We start from the raw sequence: 21077 nt of genomic DNA, 5'->3' as shown, positions 1-21077 counted from the left end.
ATTCCCCTTCGCGGGCCGATCCCCTTGGCCCTGACACGCTGCTAGGCGCAGCGCATGACGGTTGGATTACAGGTATATGACATAATTTTGAATTGCGAAGTATAGGTCTGTTGCCACAATCCCCACGAAAAAAGGGGCCGGTATTGCGCCGGCCCCTTTGACGTCGATCCGATACGACCGAACTTGGGTAGGTTAGAAGTTTGCAGTCAACCCGATGCTGTAGGAAGCACCCAGATCGTACCGGTTGTAGAATATCCGGTTGTCGCCGACTTCCTGCAATTCCTGATACTTCGTTCTGGTGATATTGCGCGCCTCGAATTTCAACTCGGCGTCGACCCCTGCCAGACGGATGCCCTGCCGGACAACGAAATCAAGCCTGAGACCTGGACGTTCGAAAATGTCGGGCTGTCCCGAAGGACCACGGCTGGTGACGCGATCGCTGTTATAGATCAGCAAAAGCGTCTGCTGCGATAACCGTTCAGTGTCTTCAAGGCCGATTTGCAGATTGACCAGATGGTCCGACTGCCCCGTCAATGGCGCACCATCGATGAAGAAGTTCGACGCGTCCGAACTCAATCCATTGACCACGGTCACGTCGTTGGGACCAACCTTCAGCTCGGACTGGGTGTAGGTGTAGTTAGCCAGCAGCAGCAGACGGCGGCTGGCAAAGAACGATCCATCGACCCAGTTCGACATGTCGAAGTACTTAACGGCTTCGATTTCGGCCCCATACAGCGTTGCCTTGGGAGCGTTGGCGAAGCTCGAGTTGACAAGGTTGTCAGAGTTGGAGGTGAACGTTTCGATGGGATTATCGATCGATTTGTAGAACGCAGCAGCAGACAAACGCTGATCCCGATCAAAATACCATTCATACCGGGCTTCCGCATTGATCAGCCGGCTGTCCTGCAACGAGGGGTTGCCGCGGAAGATACGGTTGCTGTCGGTGTCCTGGAAAACCTGCGCGATCAGTTCACGGAACTGCGGACGAGCAATCGTGCTCGACACGTTAAAGCGAAGCTGCATATCGGGCAGGAATTCCCAGGTCAGCGTCGCGGTTGGCAGGAAATAATCGTTGTTGATGTTCGTCGGAACGATGGCCGAGGCACCGCTGGAGAACAGATCGACGGGCACGACAGTCTGCTTGGCGTCTTCATAACGTACGCCAGCATTCAGGTTCAGGCCCTCTGCCATATTGATCTGCAGCTGGAAATAGCCAGCGTTGGTCGTGAGGTCGGCCTGGAACGCAGCCGTTCCATCTTGCGCCGATGTTTCGATCAGGAAGATATCATACAGCTGGATGCTGGCATCAGACAGCAGGAAGTCAGGCCGCAGCTGCTGCACGGTGGTTGGAATGCCAGGTGCACGATACAGGAATGCACGACGAACCGAACTGCGCGATGCATCGGAGTAAGCATAGCCGACCGAAGCAGTAATATCGGGCGTCAATTCATACGCAAGGTCAACCGCACCGAACCACAGGTCTTCATTGAGATCGCTAAATGCAAGCGACGCCGCGCCCTGAGATGATCCGCCAAGGTCATTGATGAACTTGCGGCCAAGCGGGTTATTGGGATCATCAACCGTCGAGCGGACATAAGTGAACCCGCGCTCATAGGGCGCTTCCCGCTGAGAGTTGGCGTACCCGCCTCTGGCGTTCACTGAGAGCGCGTCGAACTTGAATTCACCTACAAGCTGCGAGTTGATCAGCTGGCGCTCGAACCAAGCGGTATCCTGCTCGAGAAGTTCGGTCTGGAAGGTATTGATGTTCGTACCGATGCCGAGGCGTGCCTGCTTCAACGTGTCCCGAATGTACAGGTTGGTCCAGCGCAGCTTGTGCTCGCCAAATTCAAGCGCAGCACCCAACAGGCCACTGACAACAATCCGGTTATCCGTGATGACGCGGGTGAAATCCGATGCAGGGGTTCCCGACAGATCAAGCGTACTCGCAGTCTGCTGGAGCGTTTGCCGGGTCAGCCACTTGTTGCTGATATTGGCCGAAGCGATCAGCCCCAATTCGGAATCCCCGAACGGGATCGTCGTCCCACCCGAAAACCCTGCCGACCAGTTGACCGGAATATTGTCGTTGCGCTGCAAAACTGTGGTTGGCGCATTGACGAGTTCGAGCTGGATGGCCTTCAACTCGTCCAGAGAGAAGTCGGCGCCCGGCAAAATCGGGCGGCCGCTGTTCAGCGCGGCGTTCAGCAATGGCGGAATATCGCGTGTGCCGTCGTCAAAACCGGTCCAGTCAGTCCGCGACCCGAAATAGGTGTAGCCGAGATTTCCGGTGGTTTCGGTGTCGCCACCAACGCTGAACGAAAGGTTGAAAAACGGCTCGCTGGGGGTCGCAATCGTCGTGAGGTTGATGGCACCCCCGCCGAACTCACCCGGGTAGCTCGCCGAGAACGTCTTCTGGACAACCGATGATGCGATCACGCTCGTGGGAAAAATATCCAGTGGAACAACACGTTTGAGCGGCTCAGGACTTGGCAACGGCGAGCCATTGAGCAAAGCCAACGAATAGCGGTCGCCCAGACCGCGGACATACACGAAACCGTTGCCGACGACGCTCAGTCCGGTGACACGCTCGAGTGCCCCGGCAATATCGCCTTCGCCGGTGCGCGCGATATCCGCCGATGACAGCACCGAGACGACTTCTGTGTTCGCGCGCAGCGTGTTGGGGATGAACCGACCGCGAACGACGATTTCCTGCCCGCCAGCGCCGGGACCGGAAATCTCAACATCTTCCTCACCAGCATCAGGACTGGGCTGTGAGTCCTGGGTGGGGGAAACACCTGCCCCCGCATCGGTTGATTGCGCCCACGCGCTGGATGGAGCAACAAGTGCAGTGCTCAGTAACAATGAGCCCGCAAACGATAGCGGCATTCGCATAAAAACCCCCATAAATTCGGGGGGTCGAGCCGACCGGCCCGACCCTTAGACTAGCTTGATCAAATCACAGGGATAGAAGTGCAGCTTCCGCTGGTTGCCCCAAAGTTGGCGAAGTTCGAGTTGCAGGTCCAACCCGCAAACCAACGATCGTTCGCGTCACGAACCGCACCGATATAGGTCGTCCGGTCGAAGAACGGATTGATCGTCGAGGCATCGAAGGCGGTAATTGCGGTTTCAGCGCTGCCATTGATGTAGATGGCCGACAGGGTTGGCGAGAATGTCGAGCTGACATTCGTCCCGGCGTTGAACAGGGCTGCGACCTGTTCGTTCGTGACACCGTTGCGGCCGCTGAATGCGTTACCCGATGGGCACTGGAACTGCACCGACCGGAACACAGGAGCACCAGCTTCATCGATGGCTGCGTTGGCAGTGGTCGAAGCGGTCTGGGCGCGGCTGACGGCCAGGCAGGGCAACTGTGGGCTGACCATCACACCATTGAAGAACGAATAGTCGGCACCGCCGCGCAGGAGGATGGCTGTGCCATTGTTGCCAGCGCGGTTGTCGCCGTTCTTGATGAAGGTGAAGTTGGAAAGCCGCACGTTCTGGCGCGGGGTCTGGCCGTCGTTGGCGTTGTCCGAGTCGATTTCAAGCATCGAGTCGCCGATGTCCGAACGCTGGATGGCGATCATGTACTGGACAAAGCCCTTGTAGCCGACATCGGTATCGAAGCTGTCATCTTCCGCGCCGGTGATGACCAGGTGCTTGGCGTTGCCGCGTCCACCAAAAACTTCGATGCCGTCATCCGAGCTGTTGTGGACCTGGATGTACTGCAGTTCGGTTCCCGAGCCCGTTCCCGATGGGGTCAGGCCCTGCAGCTCGCTGTTGCGCTCGAGCACGAAGCCCGAATAGCGGATCTGCACATAGCGCATGCGACCGCTGCTGTCTGCGGGCGACGCACCGCCGTACAGAGCGTTGCTGGTGCCTTCGGTATCGCGCTCGCATGCAGCGGTACCGGGGGTTGCGCCCGATGCCAGGCAATCGGTGATCGGTGCGCGACCCAGAAGAACGATGCCGCCCCACAGCTGCGAAGTCGCATCCGTGGCTGCACCGGTGATGTTCTGCCGGCCGGTGAAGATGATCGGCTGGGTTGCAGTGCCGACTGCGTCGATCTGGTTACCACGGTTGACGGCCAGGAACGCCGCGCCGCTGGCAAAGACGACTACGCCCGGATCGATCGTCAGGATCACGTTGGTACCGGTGCTGGTGGGGCCCTGGTCGGTGCCCACGTCAACGCGGCCGCCCATCGAATAGATCACGCCAGGAGCGCGCGCGACCTGGGTGTTCGCGGTGAACCGGCTGGGGAATTCGCAGTTGCGATAGGTACCGGTCGGTCCTGAGATTGTGCCACGATCGGTAAAGACCGACGAAGGGCATGCCGCTGCGGGCGTCGCCAAGGCCGGCGGAGTCGGGGTGGGCGTGGGAGTAGGCGTCGGGGCCGGGGCGGGTGCCGGAGCCGGAACGATAATAACGCCCTCGCCGGGCGATGCGATGTCGTCTGCGCCGCAAGCGGTCACCACCAAAGCTGCGGCCGAGGCCATCAGAACCGAACGAACACGTGCATTAAGCATCTTGGAATCTCCGCAAATCTTGACAGGCGTTGCTGTCGGCTTTTCAGGAACGAAGCGGAGATGAGCTGATTCCACCCCCTGGAACGCCGTTCGAGAGGGCAGATAGGCAGGCAAGATGAACCTGCGGCGCTATTTCGATGACACCGCAAAGACAGGATTATGACAATTTGGAGTCTTATGTGACAGTGGCGCGTCAGGGCGTGGCACAAGACGGCTAACATATTAAAAGATTTATGTTTCTAGTCTGGACACCAAGCCAGATGCCCCCTCGCATGCGGCCTTCGACGGTCAATCGGCCAATCGGATGAAGCGCATAATATGTAAGCAGGTGACAAATTTACAACTGTCGAGGTCGTTGCCCGTCGATAAGGCCTTCGCCCATGTAAAAGCCCGGCCGAACCATGTTCGACCGGGCGGTGATGTTCGATCGTGCAGGAGTGTCGTCAATCAGCGGCGCGCATAGCCCTGATTGAGGCGGCGCAGAGCGTGCCGCGCTGCAATGCGGCTGTCCATCACACGTCCGTCGGACAGAATGATATCAAACGATCCCGGGGCATCGATCGCAGCCTGATAGTGTGCGCGAGCTGAAGCCGTGTCGCCCATCTTGGCATAAGCCAGACCCATGTTGATCAACCGTGCGGGATCGCGGCGGGCGGCCGGAGAAACCTGTTTTTCAGCGGCCTGCATCTGGTCGAGAGCGGCCGAATAATTGCCCTGCAACATCGCGGCATAGCCGAGCGATCCTGCTTCATAGCCGATTTCGGTCGCCGCCACCCGGTTCTGCACAGGCTGAGCAAAGCCAGGCGCAGCCATGCCGAGGGCGGCCAGAGCCGCGAATGTGATAACTTTGGTGTTCATGTCATTGGTCCTTTCCTGATGTGACAGGAGGAAAGCTACGCTTGTGTGACAACCGATGCAATATCAATGTCACATGAAATACATTTAAATGTCATATTTCTGTAATCTTCGAAATTTCGGTGGATTGTCACACCTACGACACGAGAGTTGATCATCACGCGGCTGCGCCGTCCGATGAGGGCGGAAAAACACCCAGGGAGATGCCGTGCCATGACCATGAAGATCGATCGCAGACTCTTGATCAAGGCTGGCACGTTCGGCCTTGCGGCACTGTCGATCCCTGGCGCTGCGCAGGCTTTGTTTGCCGGGCGCGGCTTCACCCATGGCGTCGCGAGCGGCGAACCCTCGGGCGACTCGGTGCTGCTGTGGACCCGCTATGTCGGCGATAGCGACACCCGGTTGACCGCAGAGATATCCCCTACCCCCGATTTCGCAAAACCCATCGGCGGCGGTTCGGTTACCGTCAGCGGCGCGCGCGATCACATCGCCAAACTTACCGTATCGGGGCTGAAGCCTGACAGCTGGTACTTCTATCGCTTTGTTGCTGCGGACGGCAGCACATCGCCGACAGGCCGCACCCGCACGCTTCCAGTCGGTGAAACCAAAGGCTTCAACATCGGTGTGTTCTCGTGCTCCAACCTGCCCTTTGGCTGGTTCAACGGCTATGCCCACGCCGCCGGGCGCAACGACATCGATCTGGCCGTCCACACCGGCGACTATCTTTATGAATACGGTCTCGACGTGTATCCCACGCGCAGCCAGGCACTGCCGGGGCGCAGCGTGCAGCCCGATCACGAGATGGTGACGCTCGCCGATTACCGTCTGCGCTATTCCAGCTATCGGCTCGATGCGGATCTGCAGCGGCTGCATCAGGTGGTGCCGATGATCGCGATGTGGGACGATCACGAAATCGCCAACGACGCCTGGCGCGAGGGCGCGCAGAACCATCAGAGCGAGACCGAGGGCGACTACATGGCGCGCCGCCGGATTGCCGAGCAGGTCTATCGCGAATGGATGCCGGTCGCCGATCTGGCACCTGCCGATACCCTGTGGCGCAGCTATCAGATCGGCAATCTGGCGACACTGATCCGCACCGAAAGCCGTCTGTCGGGTCGCGACAAGCCCGCCGAACTGGCCGAAGCCTTTGCCGGTGGCGGCGACATGGCCGCATCGCTTGCCAAGTTCCGCGACGAGAAATGGGTCGACCCTGCCCGCAGGATGCTGGGCGATGATCAGGCACGCTGGCTGGGCGACGAGTTCAAGGCATCAAAGGCATCGGGCACCCGCTGGCAGGTCTGGGCGCAGCAGTGCGTGATGGGATCGCTCAAGCTGCCGCAGGAAACCGCAGACTGGGTTCCCAAGGATGCGCCGCAGATCGTGCGGACCCGCTCGGCAGCGGGCCTGGCCGCAAGCAAGGCGGGCCTGCCGTTCAACATGGACGCATGGGATGGCTATCCCGTCCAGCGCGAGGCATTGCTCAAGTCCGCGCAAGCCGCCGATGCCGATCTGGTCGTGCTATCGGGTGACAGCCACAACGGCTGGGGCTTTGATCTGGATGCAGGCGGCAAGCCCGCCGGTGTCGAGTTCGCCGGCCATTCGATCAGTTCACCAGGCTTCGAAGCTTATGCACCGACGATCGCACCCCAGGATGTTGCAGGCGCGCTGGTCCGCGCCAACCCGCAGCTCAAATGGGCCGACACCAGCTCGCGCGGCTATATGACACTGCAGCTGACCCAGGACAGCGCCACCGCGCACTGGCACAAACTGCGCACGATCCGCGAACGCAGCACCGATCTTGCCGGCAGCACCAGCCTGAGCGTTGAGCCCGGTAAGCGGACGATCGCCATGCCTGCCTGATGGCGCCTGCCTGATGGCGCCTGCCTGATGGCGCCTGCCTGATGGCGCCTGCCTGACGATCCGGGCTATCCGGTACATCGCTTCTGGCGGCGACCTTCCACGGTTGCCGCCAAGGCGGTGCATCCGTTGGTCGATGCTGCCGTGTCGCCTGCCGAAAAGCTTTGCTCGCCTGTCGGACGCCCCCTAGACTGTTGGCAGCGCCGCGCCCCGCACTGATGCGGATCGTCGCGGCCGCCCGTACTGCGGGCTCAGCCGACTTTAGGGGAGCTACACATGATAAAATCGATTCTGCTGGCATCGGCAGCGCTCATCGCGTTGGCCGCAACGCCGGCAAATGCGCAAGACACGTCTGCCGCCGGTCCTGACATCGACCTGCTGGTCGATGCCGAAACCGCTGGCGACGCCTCGATGAACGGCACCGCCGATGCCGAAGGGATCGTCACCACCGCGCGCGATTACTGGGGCAACTGGGGGATCGACACCTCACTGATGAACCCTGCGGTCAAGCCCGGCGATGACTTCTATGCTTATGTCAACGGCAAGTGGCTCGACAACTTCGAGATGCCCGCCGACCGCACCCGCTATGGCGCGTTCACCCTGCTCGCAGAAAAGTCCGAGCAGCGCGTGCGCAAGATCATCGATGAGCTCGCCGCCACCCAGCCCGATCCGATGACCGGTGCTGGCAAGGTTGCCGCGTTCTACAACGCCTATCTCGATACTGCCGCGATCGATGCCGCAGGCCTAGCGCCCGCACAGCCCTATCTCGACAAGATCAAGGCCGCAAAGACCCGCGAGGACCTTGCCAAATTGTTCGGCGCGCCCGGCTTCCGGAGCCCGGTGGCCGGCTTTGTCGATATTGATAGCAAGCAGACCGATAAGTATATCTTCCAGGTGACGCAGGCGGGCCTGGGCCTTCCCGACCGTGACTATTATCTGGTGGATTCCGAAGCCAATCTGAAGATCCGCGAAGGGTACATGACGTATCTGACGTTCCTGATGGGCAAGGCCGGATACGCCGACCCTGCAGCAACCGCGCAACAGGTCTATGATCTCGAAAAGGCGATGGCAGCCGAGCACTGGGACCGCGCTGTCGGACGCAATCGCAACCTTACCTACAACAAGCTGAGCAAGGCCGAGATGGTCGCGCTGGGCGGTGGCTTCCCGGTCGAAGCCTTCATGCAGACGATCGGAGTCGACGGGCAGCAGGAGTTCGTCGTCCGTCAGCTTGCCCCCACCGCTGAAGAGCTCGCCGCCGAAAAACTGACCCCCGAACAGGCGGCCAAGCTGGGCAGCGGAATTCCCGGGCTGTTCAAGCTCGCCAACACCGCGCCGATCGCGACGTGGCAGGCATGGCTGACCGCAGGCTTCCTCTCGACCAACGCCAGCGTTCTGCCTTCGGACATCGATGAGGCCAACTTCGCGTTCTATGGCACCGTGCTGGGCGGCCAGCAGAAACAGCGCGAACGCTGGCAGCGCGGTGTCGCAGCTGTCGAAGGCACGATGGGCGAGATTGTCGGCAAGATCTACGCCGACCGCTATTTCCCTGCCGAGAACAAGGCGGCGATGGACGAGCTCGTCGGCAATCTGCGCAAGGCAATGGCGGCAAACCTTGTCGAAATCGACTGGATGGGCGAAGCCACCAAGGTCGAGGCACGTGACAAGCTCGCCAAGTTCACCCCCAAGATCGGCTATACCGAAAAGTTCGAGACCTATGACAGCCTGGCGATCGCGCCGGGCAAGGCGCTCGACAACGTGATCGCCGCGACGACCTGGGGATACAAGGACAACATCTCCAAGCTGGGCAAGCCGATCGACAAGACCGAGTGGTTCATGCTGCCGCAGACCGTGAACGCGTATTATTCGCCGCCGCGTAACGAGATCGTCTTCCCAGCCGCGATCCTGCAACCGCCGTTCTTCAACCTGTCGGCGGACCCGGCAGTGAACTATGGCGCGATCGGCGGAGTCATCGGCCACGAAATGGGCCATGGTTTCGACGATCAGGGATCGAAGTCCGATGGCGATGGCGTGCTGCGCGACTGGTGGACGCCTGAAGATCAGGCCAACTTCAAGAAGCTGACCACCGCCCTGGTGGCGCAATACAGCGCACTGTGCCCGCTCGACGACGGCAAGACCTGCGTCAACGGCGCGCTGACGCTGGGCGAGAATATCGGCGATGTCGGCGGCCTGTCGATGGCTTACCGCGCCTACAAGATCCATCTCGATGGCAAGGAAGACAAGGTGATCGACGGGATGACCGGCGACCAGCGCTTCTTCATGGCGTGGGCGCAGGTATGGCGCAACAAATCACGCGAAGAGTATCTGCGCCAGCAGCTGCAGACCGATTCGCATTCGCCGCCAAACTATCGCGCCAATGGCACGGTCCGCAATTTCAATGAATGGTACCAGGCCTTCGACGTCAAGCCGGGCGACGCTTTGTACCTGCCGCCCGAAAAGCGCATCCGCATCTGGTAATCGGATCGGTCGTCTTCGGGCCACGAAAAAAGGGCGCTGTCATTGCCGTGACAGCGCCCCTTTTGTTGGTTCAGGCCATGCATGTGAAGCCAGTAGACCTGCTTGTTAAAATCAGTGGGTTCTGAGCTTGCCGAAATGCGTCTCGAGCATGGCCTGCATCTTGTCTGCGGCGTCGCGAATAGCCGAATCGCTTTGTCCGGCATTGCCTTTGACCGTGAGCGGCTTGCCGCCTTCGGGCCGCGCCTCAAGCGTGCAGACGATATCATCGCTGCCCCCGCGCGGGCCATTGATGTCGGCCAGATGAATCTCGACCCTGCTCAGGCGGCTTGAAAACCGGTCGAGACGCGATTTCACGATCTCTTCGGCTTCTGCAGCCATGGCCTCGTCGCCCGTAATGCGATTGTCGGTGTTAAATTGAATCAGCATGCGGGCTCACCTTACCTTTCTGGAACGCTCGAGGACCGGACGATGGCCTTCGGCCTCCAACGCACCCATCGGTGGATTGTGACTGCCCATCTCGCTGATGCGGCCCTCTCCAGCGGTATCTGTCTGATGCTGCAGATATTCCGCATCTTCAGTCGGATCGCCCTCCTGCTTGAGGTTCAGCGCCTTTTCTGAAAGCTCGGTCTGGTCCGGCGCGGGTGGTGCTTTGTCTGTCTTCTTGCTCATGCAACAATTACGCTTGAGACAGGCCACGGGTTCCGCCGCATGCCCAGGTTTCGTTCCCTCCCCCTGCCCCATAGCGAAGGGGTAAGTCCCTCAACGCGAAGCGGTTTCGACCGGCCTTGGGCGCATCGCGGGATTGCTCACTCGCCAGATGATCCCCGCGACGTCATCGGTGACCAGCAAAGCACCCCGGCTGTCGATGGTCACGTCGGTGGGCCGACCGCGAGCCGATCCGTCCTCACCCAGAAAACCCGACAGAACATCGACCGGTAGACCGCCAGTGACCCTGCCCTCGGCATTGCGGGTGACCGCAGGCTGGCCGTCCGAACCGAACGGCACGAACACCACCTTGTAGCCCGAAGCCGGCTTGCGGTTCCACGATCCATGCAGCGCGACAAAGGCGCCGTTGGTAAAGCTGCCGCCCAGCGCAGCGTTGCTGGCGAAGGTCAGCCCCAGCGGCGCGACATGGCTGCCCAGCGCGTAATCGGGCCGCCGTGTGTATTCGCGCAGATCCTGACGGCGTGGCTCGACCCGAAAATCCTCATACCCGCCCCAATAGTTCCATGGCCAGCCAAAGTGCAGGCCGACCTCGACCCGGGTGAGGTAATCGGGAACCAGATCCGATCCCAACATGTCGCGTTCGTTGACCACTGTCCACAATGCGTCCGAGTTGGGCTCCCACGCCAGACCGACCGGGTTGCGCAAGCCGACGGCAAAGTCGCGCTTCCTGCCGGTCGCCAGATCGATCTCGATGATCCGTGCGCGGCCTCTTTCAACTTCGAGCCCCTTTTCGGCAACGTTGGTGGCCGAACCGATCGCGACATAGAGCTTCGAGCCGTCTTCGTTGGCAAGAAGATTGCGCGTCCAGTGGTTGTTGGGTTTGGAGGCCGGCAGATCGACGATCTTGCGCCCGGCCCCTGTCACCTTCACCTGGCCGGCAGTGTACGGATACGCCATGACCGCATCGGTGTTGGCGACATACAACGTGTCACCCACCAGCTGCATGCCATAAGGTGAGTTGAGCCCGTCGAGCAGCACGGTCTTCGATTCCGCCCGGCCGTCGCCATCGGCATCGCGCAGCAGCGAGATGCGGTTGGCCGAGGGCACGCCCGCGCCTGCCTTGTTCATCAGCATCCGCATGATAAAGCCTTCGATGCCCTTGTTCTCGCGCGGGGGGCTGTTGGTTTCGGCGACCAGAACGTCGCCATTGGGCAGCACCAGCATCGAGCGCGGGTGATCAAGCCCCTCGGCAAAACGCACGACCGACAGGCCCTGCGCTGCGGTCGGTGCTTCGCCTTCAGCCCAGACCTTGATGTCGGCGACGTTAATCGTCGGGAAGGTTTCCTTGCGCGGCGCAGTGATCACCGGCGATGGGCCGCTCACAGCCGCAATATCAAGCTCGGCGGTGTCGCCGCTCAGAAAATACCAGCCTGCCCCGCCGACAATCGCGGTGGTGAGGCCCAGAAAAATGAGGATGTTGCGTGCTTTGTTGGTCATACCGTCAAATTAGGGGGACCAGCCACCGCACGCAAGCGCGATCACCCGGTATAATCGGGGAGCGAATGAAATGCGTTCTTCAGCGCGTCGCTCCACTGGTCGGCGATCAGATTGTAATAGGGGTCGCTGCCCGCGATCCGTCGGTTGCGACCGGAAAAGCTGCCAGAGGCGTAAATCTGCAGATCCAGCGGAAGATCGACCGACAGGTTGGCCTTGATCGTCGAATCGAACGACACCATCAGCAGCTTGATCGCATCGTTGAACGACATATCGCGATCATACGCGCGCACCAGGATCGGGCGGCCGTATTTGGTTTCGCCGATCTGGAAGAAGGGCGTGTCGTCGCCTGCCTCGATGAAGTTGCCCTCGGGGTAGATCAGGAACAGCTTGGGATCCATGCCCTTGATCTGCCCGCCGACGATCATCGATGCGCCAAACGACGAAGTTGCCGTTTCGCCCGCGATCGAGCGGGTCCGCAGGATTTCATCGCGCAATGTCTCGCCGATGAGCCGCGCGACCTGAAACATGGTGGGCGCCTCCATGATCGAAGGCTTACGCTCGTGCGGCGCCTTGGTGCGCTCTTCGAGCGCGCTGACCACGCCCTGGGTGGTCGCCAGATTGCCTGCGGTCATCACCGTGATGTAGCGGTCCCCCGGCTTCTCCCAGGTGAACATCTTCTTGAAAACACTGATGTTATCGACACCGGAGTTGGTGCGGGTGTCCGACATGAACACCAGCCCTTTGTCCAGGCGCATCCCGACGCAATATGTCATAGGCGCGTCCTCCCCCTTTGCTCTCATGCTGTTTATAAGGGGTCAAGCGCAACAAAGGGTCAAGCGCGAATGGCGCGCGGGACTTTTTGTATGTGGAAAAAAGGCTATTGCTGCTGTTCCTGCGTTTGCACTTGCTTGACCTGCAAGGTCACGCTCATGGCCTCGTTGCCCTTGCCGAAGGTGATTCCGCCGATCGGGGCAGCCTCACGATAATCGAGCCCGGTGGCAACACGGACATAGCGCTCGTCAGGCGAATAGCCGTTCGAGACATCAAAGCCAACCCATCCCAGACCATCTGCGTGCACTTCGGCCCAGCCATGACCCGCATCCTGATCGATCCGATCGTTCATCAGCAGATAGCCGCTGACATAGCGCGCAGGGTAACCCAGCAGCCGAGCCAGCGCGATAAACAGGTGCGCGTGGTCCTGGCACACGCCGTGCCCGGCGTTCAGCGCCTCTTCCGCGGTGGTGGTGGCACCGGTCTGGCCAATTTCATACGCCACCGCGCTGCGAACCTGTTCAGACAGCGCGTGCAACCGCGGCGCATCGCCATCGCCTGCCCCTGGATCGTCAAACTGCCGCAACAGCTTGCGGATGGCAGGGCCTGGCTTGGTGAACGGTGTTTCGCTGCGGAAATACCATAACGGCGTCGATCCGCCGTGCTGGCCGACCAGCCCGGCGTGGTTGCTCGTCTCCACCTCGCCCTCGCAGTGGATCACAACCTCGTGCTGGTGCGGATTGAAGCTGAACAGTTCGACATGATTGTTGTGATGATCGACATAATCGACCTGCTTGGTGCCACCCTCGACCTCGGTCTTCCACGTAACGACACGTTGCCCGGCGGAATCCTTCGGAATCATCCGCAGCCGCTGCAGCGCATAAGGCATCGGGCTGTCGTAATGATAGGATGTTCGGTGGACGATATGCAGACGCATGAGTGACCCGTAATCCTTGTAAGCTTGGGATCCGGCGCGGATCTAGAGGTAGAAGCGGAATTCCTGCTCGATCCGGGCGGAAATCGCGTTGTTGCGCTTGATGAAATCCTGGATGAACTGGTGCAGGCCGTTATCGACGATCATATCGATATTGGCCTGTTCAAGATCACGCCGCAACGCACAAGCAAGTTCCAGACTTTCGCCGCTACCGCCATATTCGCGGGCAATCGCCTCGAGCGCACCTGCCATCCGGCCCGCACAGAAGGCCAGCGAACGCGGCATCACTCGATCCAGTATCATGAACTGGGCAATATTGCGCGGGTTGGTTTCCCCGGGGTTCAGCCAGCGGAAGGCGCGATAGGCCGATACCGAGCGCAGAATCGTCTCCCACTGCACATTGTCGAGGCTCGATCCGACATAGGACAAGGATGGCAGCAGCACATAATATTTGACGTCGAGGATCCGCGCGGTGCTGTCCGCGCGTTCAACAAAGGCCCCCAGCTGCGCGAAGAAATAGATGTCGTTGCGCATCATCGTGCCGCTCTGCGCGCCGCGTACCAGCGCGCTTTGCTGGCGGATCAGGCTGAGCACATCGGGAAGGTCGTTGTCCGAAATCTGGGTGCGCAACGCCTCTTTCAGCGTCATCCAGCATTCGTTGGTCGCTTCCCACACTTCGCGGGTCAGCGCGGTGCGGACCAGCCGTGCGTTGTTGCGCGCGCTCTCGATCACCGAAATCACGCTCGAGGGATTGGTCTTGTCGCGCAGCAAAAAGTTGATGACGCTCGATCCATCGACCTTGTCGTAGCGCTGCAGATAGGCACGCTTGACGCCGGCGGTGGTCAGCACCGATCCCCATTCGTCCTCAGCAGCTTCCGAGCGGGTCAGCGCAATGCGAAAGCCCGCATCGACCAGCCGCGCGATATTTTCGCTGCGCTCAAGATAGCGCTGCATCCAAAACAGGCCGCCTGCGGTCTTGCCCAGCATTAGCGGGCTCCTTCGGGCATGGCGCGACCGATCATTCGTCGAGCACCCAGCTGTCCTTGGTACCGCCGCCTTGGCTTGAATTCACCACCAGCGATCCTTTTTTCAGCGCAACGCGGGTCAACCCGCCCGGCGTGATATCGATGCCCTTGGGCGAGACCAGCACGAACGGGCGCAGATCGACATGGCGCGGCGCGAGCCCCTGGCGGGTCATGATCGGTACGGTCGACAGCGACAGCGTGGGCTGCGCGATATAGTTGGCGGGCCGGGCCTTCAGCTTCGCGCGGAAAGCGGCAAGTTCCTTGCGGTTGGCCGCCGGCCCGACGAGCATGCCATAGCCGCCCGATCCGTGGACTTCCTTGACCACCAGCTCGGCAAGATGCTCGAGCACATAAGCGAGCGAATCCGCTTCCGAGCAGCGCCAGGTCGGCACGTTTTCCAGGATCGCCTTCTCGCCGGTATAGAATTCGATGATCTCGGGCATGTAGCTGTACAGCGCCTTGTCATCCGAGATCCCGGTGCCCGGTGCATTGGCGATGGTGATGCCGCCTGCGCGGTAGACATCCATGATTCCGGGAACGCCCAAAGCCGATTCCGGACGGAAGGTCAACGGATCGAGATAATCGTCATCGACGCGGCGATACAATACGTCGATCGCGCGATAGCCTTGCGTGGTGCGCATCGCCACGCGTCCGTCGATGACGCGCAGGTCATGCCCCTCGACCAGTTCGGCGCCCATCTGGTCGGCCAGAAAGCTGTGCTCGAAATAGGCACTGTTGTGGATGCCCGGGGTCAGCACCGCGATCTCGGGCGCGCCGTTGCACGCCCGTGGCGCGCTGGCAGCGAGCGAGCGGCGCAGCTTGCGCGGATAATCGGAAACCTCGCGCACCCGGTTCTTGCGAAACAGCTCGGGAAACATGTGCAGCATCGTCTCGCGGTTCTCGAGCATGTACGAGACGCCCGAAGGCGTGCGCGCATTGTCTTCCAGCACATAGAACTGGTCGGGCCCGGTGCGCACGATATCGACGCCGATAATATGAGTATAGATGCCGCCGGGCGGATCCATCCCGATCATCTGCGGCAGATAGGCGTCGTTCTTGGCGATCAGCTCGATCGGGATCCGGCCCGCGCGCAATATCTCCTGCCGGTGATAAATGTCATACAGGAACGCGTTGATCGCGCGCACCCGCTGTTCAATGCCGCGGCTGAGGCGTGCCCATTCGCGGCCCGAGATGATGCGCGGCACGATATCGAACGGGATCAGGCGTTCGCTCGCCTCTTCTTCGCCATAGACTGCAAAGGTGATGCCGGTGCGGCGGAAGAAGTTTTCCGCATCGCGCGACTTGATCCGCAACCTTCCTGCATCCTGCGCACTGTACCAGGCACAAAACTCGTCATAGGGGTCCCGCACCGAGCCATCGGCCCGAAGCATTTCGTCAAAGTGCGGCGTTTCCCCTGTCATTGTCATCAGATGTGACAGCTATTGTGCACTGCCGCAAGGGCCGAAATGCAGGAGGTGCTCCTGCGCCCGGCAACCGCCGTTGGCTTGCCTTGTGCGGGCTTGTGGTGTGTATGCGGTCGTAACACGCCATATGGGGACCCGCCGTCTTGAAGATTTCATCAACCCTTTCGATAGCTGCCGCCTTGATGCTGGCAGGCTGCGACACCGCTGATGCCCCCCGCGAACCTGCGCCAGTGGCGATCCCCGAGGCGCGCCCCGATGCGGTCAACGACCGGTTTGCCCGGCTGGCGCTGAGCTGCGTCCATCAGGAATACCCCAACAAGATTTCGCACGTGATGAACGATGCACGCGATGCGCAAACGCCGAGCGCGCTGACGCCTGCGTTCTACGGATGCTTCGACTGGCACTCCTCGGTCCACGGCCACTGGCTGCTGGCGCGCATCCTCAAAACCGATCCAAGGTCGCCGATGAATCCCGCAATCCTCGCCGCGCTCGACCGCAGCTTTACCGAGCAAAACATCGCCGCCGAGCTCGCCTATCTCGATGGCGAAGGCCGCAAGGGGTTCGAACGGCCCTATGGCACTGCATGGCTGTTGCAGTTGGTCGCCGAACTCGACGAAAGCGATGACCCCAAGCTCAAGGCCTGGCGCGAGATTTTGCGCCCGCTCGAGCAGCGGATCGTCAGCGAAACGCAGGAATGGCTGCCCAAGCTGGCCTATCCCATTCGCCTCGGAACCCACAACCAGAGCGCCTTCGCCTTCGGGCTGATGATCGATTATGCACGGCAGGTGGGCAATAGTGCGTTTGAAAAGCAGCTCGCCGACAAGGCGCTCGCATTCCACCGCGGCGATGTGAACTGCCCGCTGGCCTATGAGCCCTCGGGCGAGGATTTCCTCTCGCCGTGCCTGATGGAGGCCGACCTGATGCGGCGTGTCATGCCGCAGGCCGAGTTCGCCACGTGGCTGGGGCGGTTCCTGCCGCAGATCCCGGTGGATGGTTCGGGCGACTGGCTGACACCCGGCGAGGTTCGCGATCCGACCGATGGCAAATTGGTGCATCTCGATGGCGTCAACCTGTCCCGCGCATGGGCGATGGAAGGCATCGCCAGCGCGCTTCCCGCAGGCGATACGCGGGTCCCCGCGCTGCTGGCAGCATCACAGGCGCACGCGACCAGTGGGCTGGCAGCGGTCAGCGATGCAAACTACGAAGGAAGCCACTGGCTGGGCAGCTTTGCGACCTATCTGACGACCAAGCGGGGGATTGCGGGCGGTTGACGCTAAAGGCTCCCCTCCCTGCAAGGGAGGGGCTGGGGGTGGGTAGGCGTTTGCAAAACCGCCCCAGCTTCATCTCGCTGACCCACCCCTAACCCCTCCCTTCCTAGGGAGGGGAACGCAAATAAATCGACCTGACCAGCCTAGCTCACCGTCAGCACCAGTTCGCCGTCGCCATCCTCGACCTTGACCACCGAGCCATCGGGGATCTCGCCGCGCAGCAATTTGTCCGCGAGTGCATCCTGCAGATAGCGCTGGATCGCGCGCTTCAATGGCCGTGCGCCGTAAACCGGATCGTACCCGACCCGCCCCAGCCACTTCTTGGCGCTGTCGGACAGATCGATCGTGATCTTGCGATCCTTGAGCAGCTTGGCGACGCGTGCGACTTGGATGTCGACAATCGGCGCCATATGCTCCTCGCCCAGACGGTGGAACAGGATGATCTCGTCCAATCGGTTGAGAAACTCGGGGCGGAAATGCCCGCGAACGATCTCCATCACCTGCGGTTCGACATCCTTGACCTTCTGGTCCTCGGTCATCCCGGCAAGATACTGGCTGCCCAGGTTCGACGTCAGGATGATCAAGGTGTTCGAGAAATCGACCGTGCGCCCCTGCCCGTCGGTCAGGCGGCCATCGTCGAGCACCTGCAGCAGCACGTTGAACACATCGGGGTGCGCCTTTTCGACCTCGTCGAACAGCACGACCTGATAGGGCCGCCGCCGCACCGCCTCGGTCAGCACGCCGCCTTCCTCATAGCCGACATAGCCCGGAGGCGCGCCGATCAGCCGCGCGACCGCATGCTTCTCCATGAACTCGCTCATGTCGATGCGGACCATCGCGTTGTCGTCATCGAACAGGAAGCCCGCGAGCGCACGCGTCAGTTCGGTCTTGCCGACACCCGTGGGGCCGAGGAACAGGAAGCTGCCGAGCGGGCGATTGGGGTCCTGCAGACCGGCGCGCGAACGCCGCACCGCCTTGGCGACGGCCTCGACCGCAGCAGCCTGGCCGATCACCCGCTTGCCGATGCTCTGTTCCATGTTGAGCAGCTTTTCGCGCTCACCCGCGAGCATCCGCTCCATCGGGATGCCGGTCCATTTGCTGACCACCGCAGCGATGTCGTCCTCGGTGACTTCCTCGCGCAGCATCGCGCCTTCGGTGAAGGTTGCAGCCTCCTCGATCTTGCGCTCGAGCTCGGGGATGCGCCCATAGGACAGCTCGCCAGCCCGCGCGAGATCGCCATTGCGCTGCGCCTGTTCAAGCTCGATGCGCAAGGCATCGAGCTCTTCCTTGAGCTTGGCCTCGGCGTTGATCTTGTCCTTTTCACCCTGCCAGCGCGTGGTGAGTTCGGCCGACTGCTGCTCGAGATCGGCCAGATCCTTCTGCAGCGTCACCAGCCGGTCCTTGGAGGCGGCGTCGCTTTCGCGGCTCAGCGCCGACGCTTCGATCTTGAGCTGGATGATCTTGCGGTCGAGTCCCTCGATTTCCTCGGGCTTGCTTTCGACCTCCATCCGGATGCGGCTCGCGGCTTCGTCCATCAGGTCGATCGCCTTGTCGGGCAGGAAGCGGTCCGAGATATAGCGGTTGGACAGCGTGGCGGCCGCGACCAAAGCGTTGTCGGTGATCCGCACGCCATGGTGCAGCTCGTATTTCTCCTTCAGGCCGCGCAAGATCGAGATCGTGTCCTCGACATTGGGCTCGCCGACGAACACGGGTTGGAACCGCCGCTGCAGCGCCGGGTCCTTTTCGACATGCTTTTGATATTCATCGAGCGTGGTCGCGCCGATGCAGTGCAGTTCGCCGCGCGCCAATGCAGGCTTGAGCAGGTTCGAGGCATCCATCGCCCCCTCGCCCTTGCCTGCGCCCACCAGCGTGTGCATCTCGTCGATGAAAAGGATGATCTCGCCGTCGGCGCCCTTGACCTCGTCGAGCACCGCCTTCAGCCGCTCCTCGAACTCGCCGCGATACTTCGCGCCCGCGATCAGCGAACCCATATCGAGCGCCATCAGGCGGCGGTCCTTGAGACTGTCGGGCACGTCACCATTGGCGATGCGCAGCGCGAGGCCCTCGGCGATCGCGGTCTTGCCGACACCGGATTCGCCGATCAGCACCGGATTGTTCTTGGTCCGCCGGGCGAGGATCTGCACCGTGCGGCGGATTTCCTCGTCGCGCCCGATCACCGGATCGAGCTTGCCCTCGCGCGCGGCCTCGGTGAGGTCGCGGGCATACTTCTTCATCGCTTCGTAGCTTTCTTCGGCGCTGGCCGAGTTGGCCGAGCGCCCACCGCGGAGATCGTTGATCGCGGTGTTGAGCGCCTCGGGGGTCACGCCGGCCTTGGTCAGCGCCTCGCCCGCCTTGGTACCCTTGGCGAGCGCAACCGCGAGCAACAGCCGCTCGACGGTCACAAAGCTGTCGCCAGATTTGGTCGCGACCTGTTCGGCGCTGTCGAGCAGGCGGACCGCGTCGTTGTCCAGCCCCGGTGTCGCTTGCGCGCCGCCACCCGATACCGCGGGCACCTTGGCGAGCAAGGCATCGACTTCTTGTACCGCGACCGGGGCATTTCCGCCCGCTCGGCTGATCAGCCCCGCGGCCATGCCTTCGGTGTCTTCGAGCAGTGCCTTGAGGATGTGTTCCGGGCTGATCCGCTGGTGATTCATGCGGATGGCAACGGTTTGCGCCGACTGCAGGAAACCCTTGGCGCGATCAGTAAATTTCTCGAGGTTCATGGGAGTGTCTCCGCCCTATCTAAGCCCTTGCTGATCCGAGATAGTGTTGCATCTTTGCAACGCAAGGGGTGCAGATAACACATGCCGCATCTTGCGCTGAAATCGCTGGGCTCAACCCTGCCCCACCTGGCAGAGCAGTCGCTGCGCGCGCGACAGATGCGGACGATCGAGCATGCCACCCTGATAGCCGATCGTGCCGACACCGGGGTTCGCAGCGAACAGATCGACCACCATCTGCGCGTGCGCCAGTTCCTCGGCGTTCGGCGTGAACGCGGCGTTGATCACATCGACCTGCGCGGGGTGGATCGCCAACATCCCAGCAAAGCCATCGCGCCGGACCTGCTCGGCGCGTGCTTTGAGCCCATCCAAATCGCGGAAATCGGCTTGGATCGTCTCGATCGCGGCCACCCCGGCATTCGCTGCGCCAAGCAGGCACAGGCTGCGCGCGAGTTCATAGGTGAAGCCGTAGCTGCCATCGGGCTTGCGGTTCGAGCTTGCGCCAATCGAATCTGCCAGATCCTCGGCGCCCCAGCTCATAGCGACGAGACGCGGGGCGCCCCTGTAGTCGCCGGTGTGGAACATCGATGCTGCAGTTTCGGTGACCAACGCAATCACCGGCGTCGATCCCTGATCGATGCCGTTGGCCACTTCGAGCGCCGAGAGATAATGGTCGAGCCGCTCGACATCGCCGCGCCCACCCGCCTTGGGCAGCATGATGCCCCCAGGGCGCGCGGGCATCACTGCGGCAAGGTCGGCCAGCGTGTGCGGTCCGTCGAGCGGATTGACCCGAACCCACAGCCGCTCGCGCCCCTCGGGACGGCTGGCCAGCATCGCTCGGACCAGATCGCGCGCGCGCGGCTTGTTCTCGGTCGCAACCGCGTCTTCCAGATCGAACAGCGCGATATCGGCCGCGCTGTCAGCCGCCTTGGCCATCTTCTTCTCGCTGTCGCCCGGCGCGAACAGCCAGGATCGCATGGCCAACGACGACAGGGACGACGACGGGGGCATATCGGCAATCGGCGGCATAAGGGCATCCTGTCCAGTGCAGGCCAATATGGCCGTCAG

The 21077-nt window shown here is 61.4% G+C and carries 15 protein-coding genes; 3 read left to right on the top strand and 12 right to left on the bottom strand.

Annotated elements, in window-relative coordinates:
* Positions 1-192 precede the first annotated feature (192 nt).
* From IEW00_RS05315 to IEW00_RS05305, 3 genes are all read right to left on the bottom strand, one after another.
* Complete coding sequence (locus IEW00_RS05315) at positions 193-2889, bottom strand: TonB-dependent receptor domain-containing protein (RefSeq protein WP_188513348.1); 2697 nt, start codon at positions 2887-2889, stop codon at positions 193-195.
* A 59-nt stretch (positions 2890-2948) separates the two neighbouring features.
* Entirely contained in the window at positions 2949-4517 is a 1569-nt protein-coding gene (locus IEW00_RS05310) for a beta-helix domain-containing protein (protein WP_188513347.1), read from the bottom strand.
* Between the two features lie 447 nt (positions 4518-4964).
* A complete protein-coding gene (locus tag IEW00_RS05305) occupies positions 4965-5375 on the bottom strand; it encodes a hypothetical protein (protein ID WP_188513346.1) in 411 nt (136 codons plus the stop codon).
* 210 nt (positions 5376-5585) lie between these two features.
* Between IEW00_RS05305 and IEW00_RS05300 the strand changes: the two genes are divergently transcribed.
* Complete coding sequence (locus IEW00_RS05300) at positions 5586-7232, top strand: alkaline phosphatase D family protein (RefSeq protein WP_188513345.1); 1647 nt, start codon at positions 5586-5588, stop codon at positions 7230-7232.
* Between the two features lie 273 nt (positions 7233-7505).
* Positions 7506-9704 carry a M13 family metallopeptidase gene (locus IEW00_RS05295; protein ID WP_188513344.1) on the top strand — a complete coding sequence of 733 codons (2199 nt, stop codon included), beginning with the start codon at positions 7506-7508 and terminating at the stop codon, positions 9702-9704.
* Positions 9705-9815: 111 nt separating this feature from the next.
* On the opposite strand, the gene IEW00_RS05290 is transcribed toward IEW00_RS05295, so the two are convergent.
* From IEW00_RS05290 to IEW00_RS05260, 7 genes are all read right to left on the bottom strand, one after another.
* Positions 9816-10130 carry an HPF/RaiA family ribosome-associated protein gene (locus IEW00_RS05290; RefSeq protein WP_188513343.1) on the bottom strand — a complete coding sequence of 105 codons (315 nt, stop codon included), beginning with the start codon at positions 10128-10130 and terminating at the stop codon, positions 9816-9818.
* A gap of 6 nt (positions 10131-10136) precedes the next feature.
* Positions 10137-10373, bottom strand: a complete 237-nt coding sequence (locus tag IEW00_RS05285) for a hypothetical protein (RefSeq protein WP_188513342.1) — start codon at positions 10371-10373, stop codon at positions 10137-10139.
* Positions 10374-10463: 90 nt separating this feature from the next.
* Positions 10464-11867, bottom strand: a complete 1404-nt coding sequence (locus tag IEW00_RS05280) for a PQQ-dependent sugar dehydrogenase (protein WP_188513341.1) — start codon at positions 11865-11867, stop codon at positions 10464-10466.
* Between the two features lie 41 nt (positions 11868-11908).
* Positions 11909-12640, bottom strand: a complete 732-nt coding sequence (locus IEW00_RS05275; protein ID WP_188513340.1) for a proteasome-type protease — start codon at positions 12638-12640, stop codon at positions 11909-11911.
* Positions 12641-12744: 104 nt separating this feature from the next.
* Positions 12745-13575, bottom strand: a complete 831-nt coding sequence (locus IEW00_RS05270) for a transglutaminase family protein (protein WP_188513339.1) — start codon at positions 13573-13575, stop codon at positions 12745-12747.
* A gap of 42 nt (positions 13576-13617) precedes the next feature.
* Positions 13618-14559, bottom strand: coding sequence for an alpha-E domain-containing protein (locus IEW00_RS05265; RefSeq protein WP_188513338.1), 942 nt, complete (start codon positions 14557-14559; stop codon positions 13618-13620).
* A gap of 31 nt (positions 14560-14590) precedes the next feature.
* Positions 14591-16018, bottom strand: coding sequence for a circularly permuted type 2 ATP-grasp protein (locus IEW00_RS05260; RefSeq protein WP_188513854.1), 1428 nt, complete (start codon positions 16016-16018; stop codon positions 14591-14593).
* Between the two features lie 146 nt (positions 16019-16164).
* Here IEW00_RS05260 and IEW00_RS05255 point away from each other — a divergent pair, with 146 nt between their 5' ends.
* Positions 16165-17292, top strand: coding sequence for a DUF2891 domain-containing protein (locus tag IEW00_RS05255; RefSeq protein WP_229736828.1), 1128 nt, complete (start codon positions 16165-16167; stop codon positions 17290-17292).
* A 140-nt stretch (positions 17293-17432) separates the two neighbouring features.
* On the opposite strand, the gene clpB is transcribed toward IEW00_RS05255, so the two are convergent.
* A complete protein-coding gene (clpB, locus tag IEW00_RS05250) occupies positions 17433-20012 on the bottom strand; it encodes an ATP-dependent chaperone ClpB (RefSeq protein ID WP_188513337.1) in 2580 nt (859 codons plus the stop codon).
* A gap of 111 nt (positions 20013-20123) precedes the next feature.
* Positions 20124-20987 (bottom strand): HpcH/HpaI aldolase/citrate lyase family protein, encoded by an 864-nt coding sequence (locus IEW00_RS05245; RefSeq protein ID WP_373282605.1) that lies wholly within the window; start codon positions 20985-20987, stop codon positions 20124-20126.
* Between the last annotated feature and the right edge of the window lie 90 nt (positions 20988-21077).

The organism is Blastomonas aquatica (assembly GCF_014639875.1).
Lineage (GTDB): Bacteria > Pseudomonadota > Alphaproteobacteria > Sphingomonadales > Sphingomonadaceae > Blastomonas > Blastomonas aquatica.
This window is presented reverse-complemented; position numbering and strand designations above follow the sequence as displayed.